The organism is Nocardia miyunensis NBRC 108239, assembly GCF_001613065.1.
In the GTDB taxonomy this organism is placed as follows: Bacteria; Actinomycetota; Actinomycetes; order Mycobacteriales; family Mycobacteriaceae; genus Nocardia; species Nocardia miyunensis.
Genome location: NZ_BDBQ01000097.1, coordinates 45,797 through 63,863, shown reverse-complemented (window position 1 = coordinate 63,863; position 18,067 = coordinate 45,797). Strand labels below are relative to the sequence as shown.

The 18,067-nt window shown below is 63.6% G+C and carries 19 protein-coding genes and 2 pseudogenes; 15 read left to right on the top strand and 6 right to left on the bottom strand.

All coding sequences use genetic code 11. From position 1 onward, the window contains the following. Positions 1-12: 12 nt before the first annotated feature. Positions 13-834, bottom strand: a complete 822-nt coding sequence (locus tag NM2_RS37835) for an IS5 family transposase (RefSeq protein WP_067679671.1) — start codon at positions 832-834, stop codon at positions 13-15. A 428-nt stretch (positions 835-1,262) separates the two neighbouring features. Between NM2_RS37835 and NM2_RS37830 the strand changes: the two genes are divergently transcribed. From NM2_RS37830 to NM2_RS53165, 3 genes are all read left to right on the top strand, one after another. Next, a complete protein-coding gene (locus NM2_RS37830) occupies positions 1,263-1,745 on the top strand; it encodes a Dps family protein (RefSeq protein ID WP_067679670.1) in 483 nt (160 codons plus the stop codon). A gap of 301 nt (positions 1,746-2,046) precedes the next feature. Continuing rightward, a complete protein-coding gene (locus NM2_RS37825; protein ID WP_067679667.1) occupies positions 2,047-2,505 on the top strand; it encodes a cupin domain-containing protein in 459 nt (152 codons plus the stop codon). Next, on the top strand, positions 2,496-2,648 hold the full coding sequence (locus tag NM2_RS53165) for an NAD(P)-binding domain-containing protein (RefSeq protein ID WP_157121630.1): 153 nt from the start codon (positions 2,496-2,498) through the stop codon (positions 2,646-2,648). The genes NM2_RS37825 and NM2_RS53165 overlap by 10 nt, the downstream gene beginning before the upstream one ends. A 522-nt stretch (positions 2,649-3,170) precedes the next feature. Here NM2_RS53165 and NM2_RS53505 read toward each other — a convergent pair. Further along, the gene (locus NM2_RS53505; protein WP_218026075.1) at positions 3,171-3,389 is read right to left on the bottom strand and encodes a hypothetical protein; all 219 of its coding nucleotides are present in this window, start codon (positions 3,387-3,389) and stop codon (positions 3,171-3,173) included. Positions 3,390-3,687: 298 nt separating this feature from the next. Beyond that, positions 3,688-5,184 carry an amidohydrolase family protein gene (locus NM2_RS37815; protein WP_067679664.1) on the bottom strand — a complete coding sequence of 499 codons (1,497 nt, stop codon included), beginning with the start codon at positions 5,182-5,184 and terminating at the stop codon, positions 3,688-3,690. A 231-nt stretch (positions 5,185-5,415) separates the two neighbouring features. Between NM2_RS37815 and NM2_RS37810 the strand changes: the two genes are divergently transcribed. From NM2_RS37810 to NM2_RS37770, 9 genes are all read left to right on the top strand, one after another. Further along, complete coding sequence (locus NM2_RS37810) at positions 5,416-6,234, top strand: ABC transporter ATP-binding protein (RefSeq protein WP_067679708.1); 819 nt, start codon at positions 5,416-5,418, stop codon at positions 6,232-6,234. Between the two features lie 119 nt (positions 6,235-6,353). Further along, on the top strand, positions 6,354-6,989 hold the full coding sequence (locus tag NM2_RS37805; protein ID WP_169816317.1) for an ABC transporter permease: 636 nt from the start codon (positions 6,354-6,356) through the stop codon (positions 6,987-6,989). Beyond that, complete coding sequence (locus NM2_RS37800; RefSeq protein WP_084531980.1) at positions 6,986-7,825, top strand: ABC transporter permease; 840 nt, start codon at positions 6,986-6,988, stop codon at positions 7,823-7,825. The genes NM2_RS37805 and NM2_RS37800 overlap by 4 nt, the downstream gene beginning before the upstream one ends. Positions 7,826-7,868: 43 nt before the next feature. Further along, positions 7,869-8,924: an ABC transporter substrate-binding protein gene (locus NM2_RS37795; protein WP_067679659.1), complete on the top strand. Its 1,056-nt coding sequence runs from the start codon at positions 7,869-7,871 to the stop codon at positions 8,922-8,924. A 49-nt stretch (positions 8,925-8,973) separates the two neighbouring features. Beyond that, positions 8,974-10,344: an allantoinase AllB gene (gene allB, locus NM2_RS37790; RefSeq protein ID WP_067679657.1), complete on the top strand. Its 1,371-nt coding sequence runs from the start codon at positions 8,974-8,976 to the stop codon at positions 10,342-10,344. A gap of 49 nt (positions 10,345-10,393) precedes the next feature. After that, entirely contained in the window at positions 10,394-11,278 is an 885-nt protein-coding gene (locus tag NM2_RS37785) for a hypothetical protein (RefSeq protein ID WP_157121627.1), read from the top strand. Further along, on the top strand, positions 11,275-11,937 hold the full coding sequence (locus NM2_RS37780; protein WP_067679651.1) for a GntR family transcriptional regulator: 663 nt from the start codon (positions 11,275-11,277) through the stop codon (positions 11,935-11,937). The genes NM2_RS37785 and NM2_RS37780 overlap by 4 nt, the downstream gene beginning before the upstream one ends. A gap of 38 nt (positions 11,938-11,975) precedes the next feature. Beyond that, positions 11,976-12,377, top strand: a complete 402-nt coding sequence (locus NM2_RS37775; protein WP_067679648.1) for an allophanate hydrolase-related protein — start codon at positions 11,976-11,978, stop codon at positions 12,375-12,377. Between the two features lie 353 nt (positions 12,378-12,730). Next, positions 12,731-13,459 carry an acetamidase/formamidase family protein gene (locus NM2_RS37770; RefSeq protein WP_369690356.1) on the top strand — a complete coding sequence of 243 codons (729 nt, stop codon included), beginning with the start codon at positions 12,731-12,733 and terminating at the stop codon, positions 13,457-13,459. A gap of 35 nt (positions 13,460-13,494) precedes the next feature. Here the strand turns inward: NM2_RS37770 and NM2_RS37765 are convergent, their stop codons facing one another. Continuing rightward, entirely contained in the window at positions 13,495-14,241 is a 747-nt protein-coding gene (locus NM2_RS37765; protein ID WP_169816316.1) for an IS630 family transposase, read from the bottom strand. Positions 14,242-14,608: 367 nt separating this feature from the next. Between NM2_RS37765 and NM2_RS37760 the strand changes: the two genes are divergently transcribed. The 3 genes and pseudogenes from NM2_RS37760 to NM2_RS52150 form a co-directional block, all read left to right on the top strand. Beyond that, positions 14,609-14,845, top strand: a complete 237-nt coding sequence (locus tag NM2_RS37760; protein WP_067679641.1) for a hypothetical protein — start codon at positions 14,609-14,611, stop codon at positions 14,843-14,845. Positions 14,846-15,007: 162 nt separating this feature from the next. Further along, a pseudogene (locus NM2_RS53160) lies at positions 15,008-15,269 on the top strand (Tn3 family transposase); the annotation flags it as partial. Beyond that, a pseudogene (locus tag NM2_RS52150) lies at positions 15,260-15,409 on the top strand (IS110 family RNA-guided transposase); the annotation flags it as partial. The pseudogenes NM2_RS53160 and NM2_RS52150, both read left to right, overlap by 10 nt. A gap of 466 nt (positions 15,410-15,875) precedes the next feature. Here the strand turns inward: NM2_RS52150 and NM2_RS37755 are convergent. Next, positions 15,876-16,907 carry an aliphatic amidase gene (locus NM2_RS37755; RefSeq protein WP_067679638.1) on the bottom strand — a complete coding sequence of 344 codons (1,032 nt, stop codon included), beginning with the start codon at positions 16,905-16,907 and terminating at the stop codon, positions 15,876-15,878. Between the two features lie 65 nt (positions 16,908-16,972). Further along, positions 16,973-18,034 carry an alpha/beta fold hydrolase gene (locus tag NM2_RS37750; RefSeq protein WP_067679637.1) on the bottom strand — a complete coding sequence of 354 codons (1,062 nt, stop codon included), beginning with the start codon at positions 18,032-18,034 and terminating at the stop codon, positions 16,973-16,975. Between the last annotated feature and the right edge of the window lie 33 nt (positions 18,035-18,067).

Sequence of the window (18,067 nt, the reverse complement as noted above, 5' to 3'; positions counted from 1 at the left end):
TTAGACCGTGTCTCACATGGATGGTTTCGCCTTCGTCAGTTTCTTGAAGCCGGTGAGCGCGGCAGCCAGGGTCAGGAAGCCCAGGTAGTGAGTTCCCTTGCGGTCGTATCGAATATTGAGCCGGTGGTAGCCGGTCAGCCACGACACTGTTCGCTCGATCACCCAGCGGTGGCGGCCCAGGCGCTCGGCGGACTCGATTCCCTTGCGCGCGATACGGACCGCGATAACGTGCCGGCGCACCCACAGCCGCAGTTCGGCCTGATCGTAAGCCTTGTCGGCATGCAACTTGCCAGGCCGTCGGCGGCGTGGCCCGCGTCGCGACCGCACCGCCGGAATCGCTTTCACCAACGGCCGCAGCGCCTGCGAGTCGTGCACGTTGGCGGCCGAAACCGCTACCGCCAGAGGGATTCCCGCGCGATCGGACAGTATGTGCTGTTTCGACCCGCCTTGCCGCGGTCGGTCGGGTTCGGGCCGGTCAGATCGCCCCTTTTTCGCTCGCACACTCGCCGCGTCGACCACCACCCGCGACCAGTCGATCAACCCGCGCCCGCCCAGCTCGTCCAGTACCGCCCGATGCAGCCGCCGCCACACCCCGGCCTCGGTCCACACCGCGAACCGGCGACGCGCCGTGGGCACACTCACCCCGAACGATCCCGGCAGCATCCGCCACGCACAACCGCTGGTCAACACGTACACCACCGCCGTGAACACCGCCCGCTGATCCACCGGAGCCACACCGCCACCCTGCGGACGCGGAACGAACTCCGGCAGCAACGGCTCCACCAGCTCCCACAACTCGTCCGGCACCAACCGCCGCGACAACGCATCCACCACGACCAAACATCATGCAGCACACACACCCTCACCGCAGCAGGAACGAATCACAACCATGTAAGACACGGTCGTGGTCTGCCTCCGTCCGGCAGTGACGGTTGCCGCAAGATACGGATAGGTAAAGGTTTGATCACGCCGTACGACCTTTCGACCGAGTGGCACCGCGCGGGAGGCGGGAAGATGTCGCGATTCCATATCGGAGGCCGTCGCGGGTTCGGGACTTTCACTGCGGCCGTGCCCAGTCGTAGACTTTGTTGGTCGCAGAAATGGCCACTGCCTCGACGGCATCCGATGTGCGTATCGCCGCACAGCATCATCAATGTCGCGCTCGCCAACAGGGATATGTCTCACCCGCCGACCATACATATCGAAGTCGGCCTCGAATCTGTGGCTCGCATAGTCCGCCCTCGCATCGAAGGGAGAACATCATGTCCGGCTTCGACTCAACCAATGGCTTCCGCGACTCCACCAGGCTCGCCACACATCTGCAGCGCGTCCTGGTCAACCTCATCGCGCTTCACCTCAATGCGAAGCAAGCCCACTGGAATGTCGTCGGCCACAACTTCCGAGACCTGCACCTTCAACTCGACGAGATCGTCGATGACGCCCGCGGAGCAAGCGACACCATCGCCGAACGGATGCGTGCACTCGACACCGTTCCCGATGGCCGCCTCCGCACCGTCGCCGACGCCGACCAACCGGCCATTGACCCGGGCGAACTGGACACCAGCGTCATCGTGGACGCGGTTACCGCGCAATTGCGTCACACTGCCGGAGTCATGCGGGAGGTTCACGACGAGGTCGACGCCGAGGACCCCTCCACCTCCGACCTGCTGCACACGATCATCGACCAGCTCGAGAAGCAGGCCTGGATGTTGAGCGCGGAAAACCGCGTACGAGTCTCGCGATGACTTCGTCGGCGCCGGGGCGACGCGTGTAGCAGGCGCCGACTGATATCAGCACTGCGTCGATGTCGAGATCCGGCCCAGGCGTTGAGCACGACCAGGCGCAGGTGCGCTGCGCCAACGGCCACACGCTGCTCGGAGTGGCCGCGGCCGGTGCGGTTGATGTCGGTGGCTCGTTTCAGGACTGAATGTCCTTGTCCTGCTCGGCAACTCGCCTTCCGCAACAGCAGAAGATCCGCCGCTCCGACCGGTCGAAGACGCTCATGCATGAGGCAAAGGCGGCGGATTGGATAGGAGGTAGGTGGCTATGTCAGAAGTGAGGCTGCTTGATATCGACCAGACCGAGCAGGAGGTATTCACCAGGTGGGACATCACCGGCGATCAGGTCAACCGGCACCTTCTCAGCAAGGCGCTCACGGGGACCGACGGCGTGGTCCTCGACCACATGACATTCCCGCCCGGTTTCGTCCACCGCATGCACCGGCACGCGTACGCTGACATGGTCGTCATTCCGTTGAGCGGTACGGTGCAGTTTCTCGACGCGGCGGGATCCCCCGCCGAGGTATCGCCCGGACATCTCCTTCTCATCCCGCTCATCCCGCGCGGGAACTGGCACGAGCTCGGTAACGCGGGCACCGTGGACAGCAAGGTCCTTCACCTCTCCGTCGAGGTCGGTTCGGTTGACGGTATCGGCTACGACGCCTATGAGAGACCTGGCGAGGCGCCATCGCTTGGGCGCAGGCAAGGGAGCAGTCCATGCGGGTAGCGATCATTGGACTGGGCAGGATGGGGCACGCGCTTGCCGAGCGGTTGCTCGACAAGGGGCACGATGAGCGTGTGGAACCGGACCTTCGGCCGGGCAGCTGCGCTCGAGGAGCGAGGCGCCAGGGTCATCGGCTCGGCGGATGACGTAGGCAACGAGCGTGATGCCATTTTCCTCTGCCTGGCTGACGACCAGAGCACTCTCGACGTGGCGGCTCCGAAAGGTAAGGCGCGCGCGAGCTGGGCACAGACCCTCGTGGTCAACAGTTCGGTCAGCAACCACTACCCCCAGCGCCTACCACGTCGCCTGAGCGATCGATCACCACGTAGGTGTCATGTAAAGGACCAGGACATGGTCGGCCAAGCCATCGCCGCCTGGGAAGCGGTCCGGCCGACACAACCCGCCGTCGCGGACCACAAAACCAGCGAACGGGTGCATCTGCTGTTCTCCTACCGCGCCCAGGGAATCGGCAGGCAGTACTTGAACATTCGCATAATCCCGGCGCTCTGCACCAAAGCGGGCGTGCCGACCGCTGACGTCCGCGGCAACATCGCCAGCCACCGGGCAAGATCGACCATCGCCAGCCAGCTCTACAACGCCAAGGAGCCAATGACTCTATTCGAACTCCAAGCTTGGCTCGGCCATCGAAGTCCCTCGGCGACACAGCATTACGCCAAGATCGCGCCGACCACCCTGGCGGACAGCTCCGGCGGCAGGCGGTGCAGCAGTGCTGCGAGGAAGGCGCGGTCGTTCGGGGTGAACTGCACCTTCTGCTTGCCCAGTTGGCGCTCCAGCACCGCGATCTGATGGCGCAAGGTCAAGATCTCGGTGTCTTTGTCCCGGTCGCTCGTCGGTAGCAGGCGCAGCACCGCAAAGATGTTCGTCACCGTCAGGTAGGCCGGTCGCAATAGCGCAGCTGGTCATCATGTCGTGGTGACCGCTTCCCGGGTGGCCACTGCGACCTGTTCAACCATGGCCGCCCTGCCGGGGTCCGTACCGGCCTCCAAAGCTCTCACCTGGCCGGATGACATTTTCGGCAAGCGCAGGGTCAGCGCGTAGGCCCACCACGAGTTCGATGGACCTGGCAGAGGATGATGGACCGCTGCTACTTGTCCTGATCCGGCGTTGTCCACGTTTTCGGACGCGATTCGCTCGTGGACGCAGATCTACACCCTGCTTGCTCTCTCATACTCCTGTGAACGGCATTATCGGCCGATTCGCCTTGGCCGCTCGCGTCAGCTCGGTCAAGAACGGTTCCTGGGCTCGCGCGAGTTCAGCGAGGTGGGAGTTGCGGGCGAGGAGCTTGGCTCGAGCCTCCCGAGCGCTCGCTAGCAGCGCGGTCTCATCGATCGTCGTCAGTCGGCCATCGTCGACGACCACGCGACCGGCCACGACCACGGTGCGCGCCGAATGGTCCCACGCACTCAGAACAAGGGTCGCGAGCGGATCCTCACCCGAGGCATAGGCGGGGGTATCGGTGGGGAAGATCGAAAAGTCCGCCGGCTCGCCGACCTCGAGCCGCCCGCGCCCGAAGCCGAGCGCCGCGGCACCGGCAGTTGCGAGACGTAGCGCCGAGAGCGGCGTCTCCCAGGTGCTCGGGTCGTGCCGGCTTGGCCGGTGCAGTACCGTAGCGAATCTCATCGACGAGACCATGTCCATCGATCCACCGCAGTTGACGCCGTCGGTGCCGAGGGCCACTGAAAGCCCCTGGCGCCGCCATTCGGTCAGGTCCGCAACACCACTGCCGAGCTGAAGGTTGCTCTGCGGGTTATGCACGAAGGTGGCTGCGCGCCCTGCAGCCAACTCGATGCCGCCAGGGCTGACCCAGACGCCGTGAGCCGCACTCAGGCGAGCGGACAGCAACCCCTGATCGTCCAGCAGTTCCAGCCAGGAGCCGAAACCTTTCGGCGGCGTGATGCCGGCCTGTACCCGCGTCTCTAGAAGATGGGTGTGCACCCGGATACCTCTGCTTCGAGATATGTCAGCGATCTCGCGCATCATCTCATCGCTGCAGCGCTGCGGTGCTGACGGGCCGAACATCACACCCGTCCGCCCGCTCGGTGAGGTCCATCCATCGTACAAAGCGACGGTCGCATCGATGAGGTCGCGGGCGGATCGCTGATCGAGTGCGGGGTCCTCCGCGCGGGAGCTCGCGGGCCATAACGATGGAGCGGCACCAACCGTCTCCGGCAGACGGATATCGGCGATCATCGGAGCGACGAGGGCTCGGATCCCGATCTCTTCGTATGCATCGAGGGCGGCCTCTTGATCTTCGATCGCGCCCGCCAGGTGGTCGAGCATGCTGGTAGTGCCGGTGAGCAGGGCCTCCACAGCTTGCAGTTGAGCGGTGAGGCGGACCTCCTCGCGAGTGCGTCCCACCGTGGTTGCCCACCCGTACATCATCCATGGCTCGAGGGGCAGGTTCTTACCCTCATGGCGACACAGCGGGCCGTACGAATGAGAGTGGGAGTTCACGAAACCGGGCAGAGTCAACCCGCCGGCCGCATGCACGACCTTCCGGGCGGACACCCGGCCGCGTCCGGCATCCGAGATCGAAACCACCGATCCGTCGCGAACGTAGATGTCGACCGATCGCACCGCTCCGGTGTCGTCGACGACCAACGCGTCGGTGATACCGAGATCGGCTCGAGGAGACGGATCAGTAGTGGCGGTGGCGGTCATGGAACTCCTTCGACGGGTCAGCCGTTCCGCCGCCGTGCGTGCATCTGGCCCACGGCGTCTTCCCCGAACGGTGGGGATCAGCGTCGACTAGCTCCAGACTGCGGTGAGCAGAACGTAACTGAGGTGCATCCGCGGTTCATCGGGACGAAATATTACGGCTCTAACTTTCGGATCCAGGCTTGGATCCAAGCTTGGATGCAGGTGGATCCCCCTCAGATTAAAGGAGAACGCATGGTCTCGCCTACCGCACCAGGGATCCATATCGGCAATCTCACCAAGAAATTCACCGTGGGTCGCTCGCAGTTGACTGCTCTCGACGGGGTGGACATCCACTCCGACAAGGGCGAGTTCGTCACCCTTCTCGGCCCGTCAGGGTGCGGCAAGAGCACCATCCTGCGCATCCTGGCCGGGCTCGAACCCCAGACGGAGGGACTCGCACTGGTCCACGGCGAGACCCCGAACGAGATGCGCAAGCATCACCATCTGGGCATCGCGTTCCAGGATGCGGCGTTGCTGCCCTGGCGCTCGGTGCGTTCGAACATCCGCCTTCCGCTGGAGGTCGCCAAGCAGACCGTCAGCGACGAGTTTATTCAGGAATTGATCGACCTCGTCGGCCTCACCGGATTCGAGAATGCCCGACCCGCACAGCTCTCCGGCGGTATGCGTCAGCGCGTGGCGATCGCCCGCGCGCTGGTCGTCAAACCCCGTGTCTTGCTGCTCGATGAACCCTTCGGCGCCCTCGACGATATGACGCGACAGAACCTGAACATCGAACTTCTTCGCATCTGGACCGATCGGCCCGCGACGACATTGATGGTCACCCACGGCATCGCGGAAGCGGTGTTCCTCTCGGACACGGTCGTGGTGATGAGCGCGCGGCCCGGCCGCGTGCAGAAGGTCGTCAAGATCGACCTGCCACGACCCCGCACCCCGGATATGATGCGCACCAGCGCATTCCACGAGTACGTCGACCTGCTCTCCGCTATTTTGTTCGGCTCCGCACCCGAGGATATCTCCACCCTTGCCGCAGCAGGCGGTCAGGACCGATGAACCGCAACAGATTCCTGGGCGTCGCCGGCTCACTGATTGTCCTCGTCATCTGGCAGATCGTCGGTATGACCGGAATCCTCGGACCCGACATCGCGGCACCCGCCGAGATCATCAGGGGCGTGATTTCCGACGGCACGGCCTTCTACGGCCTGCATGTGCCCGTCACGCTGGCCTCGGCGACGGTCGGATATTTCTGGGGCAACGTCGCCGCGATCGCCTGCGCCGCGCTCGTGATGACTGTGCCGGCGTTGGAAAAGCTTGTGCTGCAGGTCGGTATCGCTTCAGCCTGCATCCCGCTGATCGCCATCGCCCCGATCCTCGCCGCCTGCTTCAACGGGCCTGTGACGTCGGTGATCATGGCCGCTGTCTCGGTCTTCTTCGCCACCCTCGTCGGGACCATCAACGGCCTGCGACAAGCCGATTCTGCAAGTGAAGATCTCGTCCGCGCCTATGGCGGCGGCAAATATCTAGTGCTGCGCAAGGTCCAACTGCTCTCCGCGCTCCCGAACATACTGACATCTCTGAAGATCGCCGTCCCCGCGGCGATCCTCGGGACGGTCATCGGCGAGTTCATGGGTCGCGAACGCGGACTCGGAGCGGCCCTCGTCGTCGCACAACAGGACAGCGACGTCGTTCGCACCTGGGGCATCACCCTCGTCTCGAGCCTGCTCGCCGGAATCGGCTTCCTCCTCGTCGCCGCCGTCGAGAAGATCGCCACCCCTTGGGCGGCAAGCACCTCCGGAGCCACAGCATGAGCACTACCGTCGATACCGCACCCGTCCGCACCGCGCTGCCACAACCGAGTGGGACCCTCGCCCGCGACGTTGCTCGCAGTTTGGCGACTCTCGTCGGTGCGGTCGTCGCCATCGTGATCGTCTGGACCGTATTCCTACGTCTGGTGAATGTGAGCCCGTTCGTGGCGAAGTCACCGGCCGATGTCTGGAACTATCTGGTCACCGCACCGGACGCCACCGCCAACCGTTCCGATATCGCCCACAACCTGGTACGTACGCTCACCGATGCGTCATACGGGTACATCCTCGGCCTGGTGCTCGCGGCTGGTATATCCCTGCTCTTCTACTTCTCTCGAACCGTCGAAACGATGTTCATCCCGAGTCTGACAGCGTTGCACGCGATCCCGATGGTCACCATCACCCCCATCCTGGTGCTCATCTTCGGCCGCGACGCACTGGGCACCGCCGTCATCGGCGCGGCCATCGTCGTCGTACCCGCGCTGCTCACCATGCTCCAGGGGGTGCGATCCACACCTCGTACCGAAATCGACATGGTCACCGCGTTCGGCGGATCGACCTTATCGGCCTTTCTCAAAGTGGCCCTCCCACATGCGATTCCCACGTGGTTCACCGCCGCCCGCCTCGCCGTGACGGCCTCGGTGGTCGGCGCGCTCCTCGCCGAATGGCTCGCCACCGGCGAAGGTCTCGGAGGTCAGATGCTCAAGGCCGCCAACGAATTCCAATTCGCTCGCCTGTGGTCCTCGGTTGTGGTCCTGACTGTCGTGTGCGTCGCCCTATACCAGCTCGTGTCCGTCGTCGAAATGGTCGTCGGATCCCGCATGCGCGGACCCCGCTGAACCCACCTCACCACGCCCTGCAAACGATCAACACGGAGCCACCATGTCCTCACAATTCGACCGCCGCAAATTCCTCACCAGAGGACTGACACTCGGCGGTATCGCAGTCGCCGGTCCCACGATCCTCACCGCCTGCGTCTCCAGCGGATCCGGCACGACAACCGGGAACGGCTTCGGAGTCGCCTCACTGCGACTGGCGTGGATCAAGAACACCGAGTTCGCCGGCAGTTACTTCGCCGACAAGAACGACTACTACTCCCAGGCCGGATTCAGCGGATCCGAGCTCATTCCGGGCGGACCGACCGCACCGCCGATCGAATCCGATGTCCTCACCCGCACCTTTGCCGGTGTATCCCAGGTTCCCATCGTCGCCTCTGCGGTAGCGCAGGGCGCACCACTGAAGATTATCGGCGCCGCCTACCAGCGCTACGCCGGCTGTGTGATGTCGATGGCATCCAAGCCGATCGAAACTCCGACAGATCTGTACGGCAAGACAATCGGTTGCGCCTCCTCCTCTGAACCGGTGTGGCGCAATTTCATCGCCGCTCTAGGCCTGGACAATTCCCGCATCAACACCGTTCCCGTCCAAGGCAATCCGATCGGCATGACCGCCGGCGAGATCGACGGCTACCTCGGTTACGTCAATGACCAAGCCATCGAGCTGCGCGACAAGGGCTTCGACGTGCACACCATGCTCCTCGCCGACGTCGGCTTTCCCTTGGTCGGCCAGACCTACATCACCACCCAGGACAACATCGCCAACCACCGCGACAAGGTCAAGGCCTTCCTCAAAGCAGAGATACGCGGCTGGAAGGATGTCCTCGCCAACCCGCAGCTGGCCACCGATATCACTGTCAACGAGTATGGCAAGAACCTCAGCCTCGACCCCAAGACCACACTCGCGTCCTGCATCGCCGGCAACGACCTGATACGCAACGGGCAAGCCGGACAACAGATCCTGACATTCTCCGACGAAACCGCCGCTGCCAACATCAAGGCCATCGCCGCAGGCGGTCTGCACCTGTCGGTCGACGATCTATTCGAACTCGGCCCTATCCGCGAGGTATACCAAGAGAACCCCGACCTCGCATTGTCCTGAGCACGCTTCCGTCGCTCGCAACGATTGATCCGCACCGGAAGGCCCAGTCATGACACCTCCCACCACCTCCGATCTCGTCGTCACCGGCGGAACAGTGGTCTCGCACGACGGACGCCGTCGCCAGGACATCGCCATCCGCGACGGCCGGATCGTCGCTGTCGGTGACGACCTCGCCGCGGCCGGTGTGCCCACAGTGGACGCAACCGGACTGCTGGTCCTGCCCGGGCTCGTGGATATGCACGTGCACCTGCGCGAGCCCGGTATGACAGAAAAGGAGGACTTCGCCAGCGGCACCAGCGCCGCCGCCGCTGGCGGCGTCACCACCGTCGTCGACATGCCGAACACGAAACCTCCCGTCGCCACTGCTGAGCGCTTCCGGCAGAAACTCGACCTGGTGAAGAACAAGGCGTACGTCGACTTCGGCCTCTACGGCATGCTCGACCATGACAACGATCACGAGATCGCCGCCATGGCCGAACTCGGTGCCATGGGGTTCAAACTCTTCATGGGCCAGACCACCGGGGACAACCGCTGCCCCAACGACGCCGCGATCTTCCGTGGCTTGGAAGCTGCTGCCGCCGCCGGCCTCGTCGTCGGTGTCCACGCCGAAAATGACCACCTGCTGCGCATGTTCGGCGACCGCCTACAGGCATGCGGGCGGCGTGATCCACGTGCCCACCTCGACGGCCGCCCCGACTTCGTCGAGGTCGAAGCGGTCACCCGCATCATCACCATGGCCACCGAAGCCAAAACTGAGCTCCACATCCACCATCTCTCGTCGGCCGCAGGATTGCAGCGAGTGATGGACCTGCGGGCTCGAGGACATCGGGTCACCGTCGAAGCCCTGGTCTCGCACCTGTTCCTCGACGAGGACGCGTACGACACCTACGGCAACCTCATCAAGCTCAACCCTCCGATCCGCCCGGCTGCCGACGTCGAGGCATTGTGGGCGGGAATCGGCCGCGGGGACGTCGACATCATTGCCACCGATCATGCCCCCCACACCGCGGACGAACAGAAAGAGGACGACGTGTGGAAGGCTTACGGCGGGTTCATCGGTGTCGAGACGATGCTTCCGTTGCTGCTCACCGCCGCGGCGCAAGGCAAGCTCACCGTCGAGGACATCGTGCGTCTGTGCTCGTACACACCGGCACAGCGCTGGTCTATGTCCACCAAGGGCCAGATCTCGGCGGGATTCGACGCCGACTTCGTACTGGTCGATCCGACGGCCGAGTTCGTCCTCGATCAGACATCGTTGCATTCCAAGCACAACGTCACTCCGTACAACGAATGGCCGCTCACCGGTGCGGTTGTCGCGACCTACCTGCGTGGAAACCTGATCTTCGAGAAGGGGGAAGTGATCGGAGCGCCGGCCGGCCGCCAGGTGATCCCCGCCCGCACACCGCTCGCCACGCACTGATTCACCGGGAGCTCCGCACATGATCATCAGAACCACGACAGGAAATGCTGTGACCGACCGCCAGGTTATCCTGCTCCACGGCGGCGCCGGCGCGGCCACAATGCACAGCGCCGTTGCGCACTGCGTCGGCGAAGTGCGCGACACGCCGGATACGCGGCCGACCACCAGCCCCGCGGTCATCGCAGGAATCGGCACCACCGCCACGCACGCCCTGCGAGGTCGATTGCTACTCGACCCGCTCGCGCGGCAGGGCATCGAAGTCGTTGATACGCTTGCATTTCCGGATCCGAGCGCGCTGTTCGCGGACTCTCGCTGGGAGCTTGCCCTGGTACTGAGTCCGTGGAAGCAGGAGGTAGCCACACAGTTGGACACTCTGACCGTCTCGGCTACGCGGACCGGCGTCGTGGACACCATCGTCCGCTACGCCGATGGTGTGATCGGGGTCAATACCAACAGCTGGGCGGCCCAAGCCGCCATGGAGACCGTTATGGGCGGTCGAGCCCCCGCATCGATCCTGGTCCTCGGCTCGGGTGGATCGTCGAACTCGGTTGCGCTCGGTTGCCGCCGAGCGTGGCCGACGGCGCGGCTGATCGGCAGCGCCCGTAACACCTCCGCACTCGAGGCATGGGCGGGCCGGTTCGAGGCAGAAGCAACCGCCCCGGACGATATCCGCGGGTTGTTCGACGGAACCGCGCCCTCGCTGATCGTGAACACCACGACCTGGGGTGAGACCGACGCCTCCGAAACCGAGCCGTTCGTATTCGACTTTCCGGAACTGCTCGCCCCGGGAAACAGCTACTTCGATCTGAACAATCGCATCTCCACCCTGCAGACCACGGCGCTGCAAGCCGGTATGAACGTCATGTCGGGAACGTTCATGCAGCGTGCCACCAACGCGTGCCGAGTCGCCCTGTTGACAGCGAGGATCTCGTGACCGCATTCGAAACCCTCGGCTCGACCCGCACCGACGAACCTGTCAGCGCCCGTGACCGCGTGTATCTATGTCTGCGTCAGCAGATCACTACCGGTGTGTACGCCGGTGGCATCCGCTTGGTCGAAGAACAGATCGCCGAACAACTCGGCGTCAGCCGGACCCCTATCCGCGAGGCTCTCCAGCGATTGACCAGTGAAGGACTCGTCGAACGAGTGCGCCGCGGACAGTTGATCGTGGTCGAAGTCGATGCCACTACCCGAGCAGAACTGCACGAGCTTCGAATCGCCTTCGACCAGGTCGCCGCCAGAATGATCAGCGCCAAAACCCAGTCGATCGACTGGGACTCGCTCTACGCCTTGCTGACGCCGCTGGGGAATGCTCTGCACGATCACGGTGTGGGCAGCCCGCAGTACTCCATGGCCCACCTCGAACTGCATATGGCTGTCAACCGCGCCGCGTTTTCGTCGACCACGTCGTCATTCCTCGCGCGGCAGGCATTTCTCTACCCGACAGACGATTACGTCCAGCAATCGGGGCACGAACCCGTCTCGCAGCACCGTACTTTGCTCGACGACCTGGCCAGCGGTGACGTCGAGCGCGCCACTACCGCGGTACGGGTGCACGCGTTGCGTGGTCACGGCAACACCACCCTCGACTGAGGTAACCCGCAAATCTGTTTGCGTCGAAGGAGTTTCACATGTCCGCCACCACTGTCATCATGTTCGTCAACGGCCAAGCGATGCGCGGGGGACCGCTGAACGACGCCTTGTCGTCCGCCCGATTCCTCGGCTCGGTTCGCACTGCCCCCGGGTACAAGTTCTTCTCATACGATGACGTCTTTCCCGGGCTCGCGCCCGTCAGTGACGGCGGCTGGTCCGTCCCGGGCGAAATCTACGAAGTCTCCTACACCGAACTGCGCGCGAAGCTCCTTCCGCGCGAACCGGCCGAGTTGGAACTGTCGGTGATCGAACTCGAAGACGGACGGGGATCGCTGAGTATGGTCTGTCGCCGGCTGCCCGGCAGCGAAGACTCCGCCCGTGAGATCACCGCAACCGGAGGCTGGCCAGAACATCTGGCCGCGCTCTCGAGCAGGCTCTGATGGATATCCTCCGAGCAGGAATCGACCCCGGCACCGCGGACCACTACCTCTGGTGCACACCGGACACAGTCAGCTGGGGAACGCTGCCCACTCCAACGACACGGCCGGTACTCACGGTCGACAGTGGCCAGACCATCACCTTCGACACCGTCTCCCCAGAAGGATTGATGGAAGATCAGGGCCGTGACCCTGTGACATATTTCGGACAGTTCGGTGTCGAGCGGCACCATGTTCTGCCCGACGCTGTCGAGTTGGCGGCTTCCGACCTGCGGCGCACTCATCGACCGCCCGGACCGCATATCGTCCTGGGCCCGGTACACGTGAGGGGCGCCGAACCGGGAGACTGGCTTCGTGTGGATTTCCTCGAGCTGACACCGCGAGTTCCCTACGGGATAATTTCCAGCCGTCACCAGCGCGGCGCGCTGCCCGATCTGCTGCCCCGGGAGATCGATGGGAGTGCAATCCCGGTTTTCAGCAAGTTTTGCGCCGTCGACGACGCCGAATCCCAAGCCCTGTTCGACTTCGAAGGCGGCCGGGCGTCGATCGATCTCCGTCCGTTCATGGGACTGTGCGGTGTCACACCGCCGGGACCCGAGGCGCTCAGTACGATCCCGCCCGGGCCCTTCGGCGGAAATATGGATATCCGCGAAATGGACTGCGGGTCATCACTGTTCCTTCCAGTGCAGACCAGCGGAGCCGGCTTCTACCTCGGCGACCCGCACTTCGCCCAAGGTAACGGCGAAATCGCGCTCACCGCGCTGGAGGGATCGCTTCGCGTCACCGCCCGGCTCACCGTCGTCGACTCCGGCATACGGCATCATGGGCCGTGGCCATTCGTCGAAACGGACACCGAGTGGCTCATCTTGGGCATGAACGAAAGTCTCGACGAGGCGATGCGGCACTGCGCCAGACTCTCCGTCGAATTCCTGTCTTCGCTCACTGGCATGACGCAGAACGAGGCGTACCTCTACCTCAGCGCGGCCGGAGACTTTTCCGTCACGCAGGTGGTCGACATCGTCAAAGGGGTGCATTGCACAATACGGAAGAACGATTTTCGAAGCGTCGTCCCGGCACACCGCTGATGCCACCAGCCGACCATGCTTCGGGAGGTGCTCGTCTACATATAATAATGTAATTTGACATTCGGGTGTTTTCCTATACATTCATCGATTTGTTTCCCGTTGTGCGTCGACAGGTTGTCCACGATGACGCGGATCTCTTTCTCCGGGTGACGTGAGTTGACCTGGTCGAGGAACTTGATGAATTCCGCCGTTCGCCGCCTCGGGAAACAGTGACCGGTCACCTCACCCGTCGAAGTGTTCAACGCCGCGAACAGATTGGTGGTGCCGTGCCGAACATAGTCATGAGTCCGCTTCTCCGTCTTGCCGAAATCCATCGGCAGCAACGGCTGCGTCCGATCCAGTGCCTGGACCTGCGTCTTCTCGTCCATCGACAGCACGACCGCACCTTCGGGCGGATCCAGGTACAAGCCGACCACGTCCACGACCTTCGCCGCGAAATCGGGCTCGCTCGACAATTTGAACGTGCCCTGCCGCCACGGCTGCAAACCGTGTTCCCGCCACAATGTCGCGATGAAATTGTGCGACACCGAGATGCCTTCCCGCTGTTTCAGGTATTTCGCCATCTCGCTGCTGAACCAATGCGTCAATCCTGTGCTGCCCGGAGGTGTGGTCCGTGTCAACGCCAGTATGCGGGCACGCGTCTCGGCCGGAACCGATCGCGGCCGGCCCGTCGACTTGCGATCCCACAGGACGATCTGCGCACGCCATGCCACCGAACGGTCATAGGCATCGGAATAAAGTTTCGAACGTAATTCGCCTCGCGCATCATCGGAAAGTTCCACCATACGATTCTTTCACAAGCATCAGCGCAAGTGAAGCATATTTAATTAAGAGACACTAGTGTCGCAGCAAAGACCGAGACAGCATTCGCAAATTTTATTGCGAAGTCCTTGGCGGAAAAATCATGAAAGCGGATCCAGAAAGGGACTTCGTTCGCTTGGGAGAAGACTTCTATATCGGGTTGCGCTCTGCGTCACGGCGTCACCCTTTCCATGTCGGTGCGAGCGGACGGGCCGGCGGTGTTGTGAGTCACATCCTTTGAAAGCAAGGGAAGTTGGCTCGTTCGCACCGATACGCAACGATCGACGCAGGTCGGGAGATATATCGAATGCACAAATACCTGTACCGACACACACTGAGAGAGGCCCCGTGAAAAACGTTCTGGCGAAGTTTGCCTTTGTGGCCATTGCTGGCGCCGCGCTCGCCGTGCCCAGCGTGGGTATCGCCGCGGCACAGCCCACCGACTGGTCTGGGTACAACCACCCGCAGGCCCCGGGCGCGCGGAACCAGCACGGCGACGACTGGCACTGCGACCGCCACGGCAATTGGCACAACAACGAGCGCGACGCCGGCGGCCACCGCGATGGGCGCTGCCACGTCTGGTAAGCCCGCAGTTCCTGAAGCATGACAAACGCGCCCCGGCGCTACCTCCGCCGGGGCGTTGTCATACAGACAAGCTCCGATACGATCACCGACCGACCGCCCGGTCGCTGAGCACCCCCCTCGCTGCGGGCGACAAGGTCGTCGATATCGCCGACGCCAGAACCCCTCGCCACCGCGCTCGAGGAGTACGGGGCCCTGCGCCGCACCGTCTACGGCCCGCTACCTGTCGGACCCGGACTACCGGCGCAAGATCTCCCGCCAGCTCAACAAGGGCGAATCCCTCCACGCTCTGCGCCGGGACCTGCTGTACGCGCACGAGGGCATGATCCGCGCCCGCCAACTCGAGGATCAAACCGAGCAAGCGTGGTGCCTGACCTTGGCCACCGACGCGGTAATCGCCTGGACCACAGAGTATTACGGGCTCGCCTCGATGCCGGCAACAATCGCCTGCACCACAGGTGGGAGCAGTTCGCTGCCCGTAAGAAACCGACGGTGGTCGCGAACGTCGCGGTCGCCCGCGAACTTGCCGGATGGTGCTGGTCACTGGCGACCCTCGACGACGGCTGAGCGGCGGTCGCCGAAAGCCAGCCGATGCGGTGCCCACCGGACGGCAGCGTGAGGAACGATCTGCACCGAGGCTATGAGCAGCAACAACATTCGTGCTGTCGTGACGCTCGATTTTAGACTGCAGCGCCGTTCCTGCCGAACAGTCGTCATGCGGTAACCAACCCGCGCATTTCAGCCTGACCACGGTCGCGAAACAACGAATGCCGGCCGGATATCGCATCGACCACACAGGGAGCGGCCCCGGAACCGCAACTTCGGGGTCGCTCCCGCGTGTCCTCTTGACAAATCCCCCTACATATCAGCCTCGATCCCTCAGCCGGTGGTAGGTCGGGATCGAGGGGTACTTGGTCGCGCTGTTGATCGCATCCAGATCGGTACGCGAACATCGAAACTCGTGCACGAATGGCCTGCGTCGGCCGTGGTCGTGTCCATCGGATTTTCGGTGCCGCCCACCTCGGCGCGGGACTCAATCCTGGGATCGGGTTGGCAGCGATCCGACCGGACAGTTCGCCACCCCGACAGTGTCGCGGGTGAAGGATTCGACGCGGTGCTGTGCCTTGGCCGGGTCGGTCACCCATTCCCGGTAGAAGTCGAACGGGCACTCCGCGACGCCGTGCGCGCCGTCACCGGCGGCGTGTACGCCGGTATAGCCCCGGTGCAGCAGTTTGAACAGGTGGTTCTGCGATTGATCATGCGCCCGGGCGTCCCGGATCGCGGAGACCGACAGCTGCGCGTATTGGATGCCGTACTCCTCCTCGCCCGTCTCGCCGAGCGTGCGGCCGTCGAATCCGATGAGCGCCGAATTGCCGAAATACGAATAGACACCGTCGAATCCGGCCGCGTTGGCGACCGCGACGTAGCAGTTGTTCGCCCACGCCATCGCCTTGGCCATGAGAACCTGCTGTTCCTTGGCCGGGTACATATACCCCTGACAGCGCACGATCAGCTCGGCGCCCTTCATCGCGCAGTCGCGCCAGATCTCGGGATAGTTCCCGTCGTCGCAGATGATCAGCGAGATCTTCATACCCTTGGGCCCGACCGTGACATGGGTGGTATCGCCCGGATACCAGCCCTCGATCGGGCACCACGGCAGGATCTTGCGGTACTTCTGCACGATGTCGCCGTTGTCGTCGATGAGGACGAGCGTGTTGTACGGCGGCTTGTCCGGATGATCCTCGTGCCGCTCGCCGGTGATCGAGAAGACGCCCCACACCCGTGCCTTGCGGCATGCCTCGGAGAAGATCGCGGTCTCCTGGCCCGGTATCGTCGCGGCCGTATCGAACATCTCCTGCTCGTCGTACATGATGCCCTGGGTGGAGTATTCCGGGAATACCACAAGATCCATCCCGGGTAGCCCGGACTTCATGCCGACCACCATCTCGGCGATGGCCTTCGCGTTGTCGACCACCTCGGCGCGGGTGTGCAGGCGCGGCATCTTGTAGTTGACGACGGCCACACCGACCGTATCGGGACTGGACGAGATATCGCCGTGTCGCATGGGAACTCCTCGTGACGGTGATGGCGCGTGCGGCCATCGCGGATATTTCTGTGCCTGCGCCTGCGCTACGTGACAGGCGTTGCGAGTGCGGATGCACCCGGTCGCGCGAGAAGATCGCGGATCCCGGTGTCGATGAACGCCGTGTCGGTGGGATTCAATCCGCCACCGGCGAAGTGTCCCCAGATGCCCGGGATTACGCGGACCTCCCCGTGTTCGATGAACTGCGACGACCAGTGCTCGTCCTCCGGCGGGAAGTACAAATCCTTGTCGGCCGGCATCGCGAGCACCGGGCACTTGATGGAACGCAACGCCTTCTCGGCGTCACCATCGAACCCCGGGGTGTTGCCCACGTTGCCGCCGTGCCACGTCCGTAGCATGGCGATGAGGTTGTTCGGGTCCCGATCGTCGCGGAAAAAGCTCTCCCAGAAGCCGTACAGGAAGTCGTCGAACGAGGTGAAGCCGAGCTTGCGCCATTCCTCCTCCCAGTAGAACGCCTGCGAGTAACCCCAGCCGGAGTAGACCCGCGCGAACGCCCGCAGACCCTTCACGGGCCACGCACCGGGGGCATAGTCCCCGCAGGCCCAGGCGGCGTCCGCGGTCAGCGCGACCTCGAGCGATTCGAGGAACACCTTGTTGTGTGGTGCGGTGATGCTCGACCCACAGAATGGGGCAGCACGTTCGACCATCTCGGGGTGACTGACGGCCCACTGGTAAGTCTGGCCCGCGCCCATCGACCACCCTGTGACCAGGGCGATATTCGAGATTCCGAACTTCTCTGTGACGAGCCGGTACTGGGCCTCGACCTGGTCGTAGAACGTTACCGCCGGGAAGCGGGCGCGGTCATACGGGGCAGGGGTGTTCGACGGTGAACTCGACAGCCCGTTGCCGAGCATGTTCGGGATGACGATGAACCACTCGTCCGGGTTCAGGGCCTTGTCGGCGCCGATGAGCCACTCGTTGTCGGTGTGCCACCCGGAGTACCACGTGGGGTAGACGATGACGTTGCTCCGGTCGGCATTGAGCGTGCCGAATGTCTTGTACGCCAGCGTTACTCCGCGCAGGGTGGCGCCGCACTGGAGAGTGAGGTCGCCGAGGTCGAAATACTCGGCATCGATGGGGGCGGGCATGAACGGCTCTCCTGACTGACCGTGCTTCTACGT

What these genes read in the sequence shown, in the direction of transcription:
- NM2_RS37755 (WP_067679638.1), bottom strand. Translation starts at nt 16,907, where the DNA reads ATGCGACACGGCGATATCTCGTCCAGTCCCGATACGGTCGGTGTGGCC.
- NM2_RS37795 (WP_067679659.1), top strand. Translation starts at nt 7,869, where the DNA reads ATGTCCTCACAATTCGACCGCCGCAAATTCCTCACCAGAGGACTGACA.
- allB (WP_067679657.1), top strand. Translation starts at nt 8,974, where the DNA reads ATGACACCTCCCACCACCTCCGATCTCGTCGTCACCGGCGGAACAGTG.
- NM2_RS53165 (WP_157121630.1), top strand. Translation starts at nt 2,496, where the DNA reads ATGCGGGTAGCGATCATTGGACTGGGCAGGATGGGGCACGCGCTTGCC.
- NM2_RS37750 (WP_067679637.1), bottom strand. Translation starts at nt 18,034, where the DNA reads ATGCCCGCCCCCATCGATGCCGAGTATTTCGACCTCGGCGACCTCACT.
- NM2_RS37815 (WP_067679664.1), bottom strand. Translation starts at nt 5,184, where the DNA reads ATGACCGCCACCGCCACTACTGATCCGTCTCCTCGAGCCGATCTCGGT.
- NM2_RS37830 (WP_067679670.1), top strand. Translation starts at nt 1,263, where the DNA reads ATGTCCGGCTTCGACTCAACCAATGGCTTCCGCGACTCCACCAGGCTC.
- NM2_RS37800 (WP_084531980.1), top strand. Translation starts at nt 6,986, where the DNA reads ATGAGCACTACCGTCGATACCGCACCCGTCCGCACCGCGCTGCCACAA.
- NM2_RS37825 (WP_067679667.1), top strand. Translation starts at nt 2,047, where the DNA reads ATGTCAGAAGTGAGGCTGCTTGATATCGACCAGACCGAGCAGGAGGTA.
- NM2_RS37810 (WP_067679708.1), top strand. Translation starts at nt 5,416, where the DNA reads ATGGTCTCGCCTACCGCACCAGGGATCCATATCGGCAATCTCACCAAG.
- NM2_RS37775 (WP_067679648.1), top strand. Translation starts at nt 11,976, where the DNA reads ATGTCCGCCACCACTGTCATCATGTTCGTCAACGGCCAAGCGATGCGC.